The sequence below is a fragment of the Streptomyces odonnellii genome (genome assembly GCF_000981895.1).
GTDB lineage: Bacteria > Actinomycetota > Actinomycetes > Streptomycetales > Streptomycetaceae > Streptomyces > Streptomyces odonnellii.
The window spans coordinates 1-3,127 of record NZ_LATD01000631.1; the positions used below are offsets into that span (position 1 = coordinate 1).

Below are 3,127 nucleotides of genomic sequence, written 5' to 3' on the forward strand. Positions count from 1 at the left end.
CTCGCGCAGCGCCCCGCACACCTCCCCCACCGTCGCCCGCGCCCCGAGCGCCGACTTCATCGGGGGCAGCACATTGTCCGTGCCCTCCGCCGCCTTCTTCAGCGCGGTCAGCGCGCCGTCCACCGCCGCCCGGTCGCGGTCGGCGCGGAGCCGGGCCAGCCGGGCCGCCTGCCGGGCCTCGATCGCGGGGTCGACACGCAGCGGGCTGTACGGTTCCTCCTCGTCCAGCGTGAAGCGGTTGACCCCGACGACCACCCGCTCCCCGTTGTCCGTCTCCCGCGCCACCGCGTACGCGCTGCGCTCGATCTCGTCCTTCTGGAAGCCCCGTTCGATCGCCCCGACCGCGCCCCCCAGCTCCTCGACCCGGCCCATCAGCGCCACGGCCGCCGCCTCCACCTCGTCCGTCATCCGCTCGACGGCGTACGAACCGGCGAACGGGTCGACGGTCGCGGTGACATCCGTCTCGTAGGCGAGGACCTGCTGTGTACGGAGGGCGAGCCGGGCGGCCTTGTCCGTCGGCAGGGCGATGGCCTCGTCGTACGAATTGGTGTGCAGCGACTGCGTACCGCCGAGGACCGCCGCGAGCCCCTGTACCGCCACCCGTACCAGATTGACCTCGGGCTGCTGCGCGGTGAGCTGCACCCCGGCGGTCTGGGTGTGGAAGCGCAGCATCTGCGACCTGGGGTCGCGGGCGCCGAACTCGTCGCGCATGATCCTGGCCCAGATCCGGCGCGCGGCACGGAACTTGGCGATCTCTTCGAGGATCGTCGTGCGCGAGACGAAGAAGAAGGAGAGCCGGGGGGCGAAGTCGTCGATGTCCATGCCGGCGGCGACGGCCGTCCGTACGTACGCGATGCCGTCCGCGAGCGTGAACGCGATCTCCTGCACGGGCGTGGCACCGGCCTCGGCCATGTGGTAGCCGGAGATCGAGATGGTGTTCCACTTGGGGACCGCTGCACGGCAGTACTGGAAGATGTCGGCGGTCAGCCGGAGCGAGGGCTTGGGCGGGAAGATGTACGTACCCCGGGCGATGTACTCCTTGAGCACGTCGTTCTGGATGGTGCCCGTCAGCGCGGAGGCGGGTACGCCCTGCTCCTCGGCGACGAGCTGATAGAGCAGCAGGAGGAGGGCGGCGGGGGCGTTGATGGTCATCGAGGTGGAGACCCGGCCGAGCGGAATCCCGTCGAACAGCACCCGCATGTCGTCGACGGAATCGATCGCGACGCCGACCTTGCCGACCTCGCCGCTCGCGATCGGTGCGTCGCTGTCGTGCCCCATCTGGGTCGGCAGGTCGAAGGCGACGGACAGTCCGGTGGTGCCGTGGGCGATCAACTGCCGGTAGCGGGCGTTGGATTCGGCGGCGGTGCCGAAGCCGGCGTACTGGCGCATCGTCCAGGGCCGGCCGGTGTACATCGTCGGGTACACCCCCCGGGTGAAGGGGTACGAGCCGGGCTCGCCGAGCTTCTCCCGCGGATCCCACTCCGCGAGCGCGCCGGGCCCGTACACCGGCTCGACGGGCAGCCCGCTCTCACTGACCCGTACGGTCCGTGCCCCGCCGGGTCCGTCGGTCCCGGAGCCCCGGGCACTGCCGGGTTCGCGCGCCACCATCTTCTCCGCCTCCTGCCGCACAACGACCGCCACGGTCCGTATCCCTGACGGACTGTAGTGGGGTATGAACGGAGGGCGTCGGGGCACACGCGGGCCGACAGCTCCCGGCCGCGTGGCGGGAGGAGGTTGAACGCGCCGAAAGTCGACGGGAAGGCGGTCCGAAACCTTCCTTCGGGCTTGGGCAATCATGCCGGGCGGCAAGCTGTCTGAGAGAAGACTGAAGGAACACGCTTCATGGGACGCGGGAGAACCGGAAACAAGGGGGACGACCATGCTCAGGACATCCGCCCTACGCGCGGGATGCGCCGCCGTCGCCGTGCTGGCGGTGAGTACGGGCTGTACGGTGCCGGCCGACGGCGGCGGGGCGGCGGGCGACGGGAAGCCGGGCGGGAGCGCGGTGGGGGCACCCGCCACTCCGACGAGCGAGCCGGCGGCGCCGTCGCCCACGGAGTCCGCGGAGCCTTCGGTACGGCCGGCCGCCGACCGTACGACACCGCCCCCGGCGCCCGAGCCCACACCGAGCGGGACCACACCCACGTGGTCGCCGTCGCCGGAGCCCTCCGAGACCTCCGAGGCCCCGGACCCGAAGCCCGAACCGCTGATGGAGAGCGGCGACGAGAGCGGCCAGGTGCGCGAACTCCAGGCCAGGCTGCGGCAGATCGGCCACTTCGACCGCAACCCCACGGGCTACTACGGCTCCGTGACCGCGGCGGCCGTCTCGTCGTTCCAGGGCAAGCGGGGCCTGCCCCGTACCGGCGAGACGGACATCCTCACCTGGCAGAGGCTGCTGGACAGGACGGACGAGCCGACCCGCGACGAACTGTTCCCGCCCACCACCAGGCCGGTCGCCGCCCCCGACCCGCGCTGTCTGAAGGGCCGGGTGATGTGCATCAGCAAGAACAGCCGCACCCTGGCGTGGATGGTCGACGGCAAGGTCCGCTCCGCGATGGACGTCCGCTTCGGCTCCGAGTACACCCCGACCCGCGAGGGCACGTTCTCGGTCGGCTGGAAGTCCCGCGACCATGTCTCGACGATCTATGACACCCCGATGCCCTACGCCATGTTCTTCAGCGGTGGCCAAGCGGTCCACTACTCCGCGGACTTCGCGGCCAAGGGCTACGAGGGCGCGTCGCACGGCTGCGTCAACGTCCGCGACAAGGCGAAGATCTCGGCCCTGTTCAACGAGGTCCGCAACGGCGACAAGGTGGTCATCTACTGGTGAGACCCGGCGCGGTGGCGAGTGGCGCGGGCGGGACCGGGGGAACGTGTCCCGCCCGCGCCGGTGCGCTGAGCCGTAGGTACGGGGGGAACCCCGGCTCGATGCGCGGCCGATGACCAGTCGGCTTACTCCTAACTGCGCCGGCGCCTGGAAAAACGTCACACCTTAATGGGCGCGGAGGCATAACGGCTGGTCAGGAGGGTATGAGAAAAGGTTCCGTGGAGCCCGGGTGAGGATTCGGGGCAGGGTCCTGGTGGGGGTTCCTGGGGGTTTCCGACGGTACGGGGGGCGCGTCCGGCG

Annotated in this window: 2 protein-coding genes; one reads left to right on the top strand and one right to left on the bottom strand. The window is 70.9% G+C overall.

The features are described from left to right. Positions 1-1,608, bottom strand: a 1,608-nt coding sequence (locus tag WH07_RS35810) for an acyl-CoA mutase large subunit family protein (RefSeq protein WP_079023832.1), incomplete at its 3' end; no start/stop codon positions are given. Positions 1,609-1,879: 271 nt separating this feature from the next. Here WH07_RS35810 and WH07_RS35815 point away from each other — a divergent pair. After that, positions 1,880-2,830 (top strand): L,D-transpeptidase family protein, encoded by a 951-nt coding sequence (locus WH07_RS35815; RefSeq protein ID WP_046509461.1) that lies wholly within the window; start codon positions 1,880-1,882, stop codon positions 2,828-2,830. Positions 2,831-3,127 lie beyond the last annotated feature (297 nt).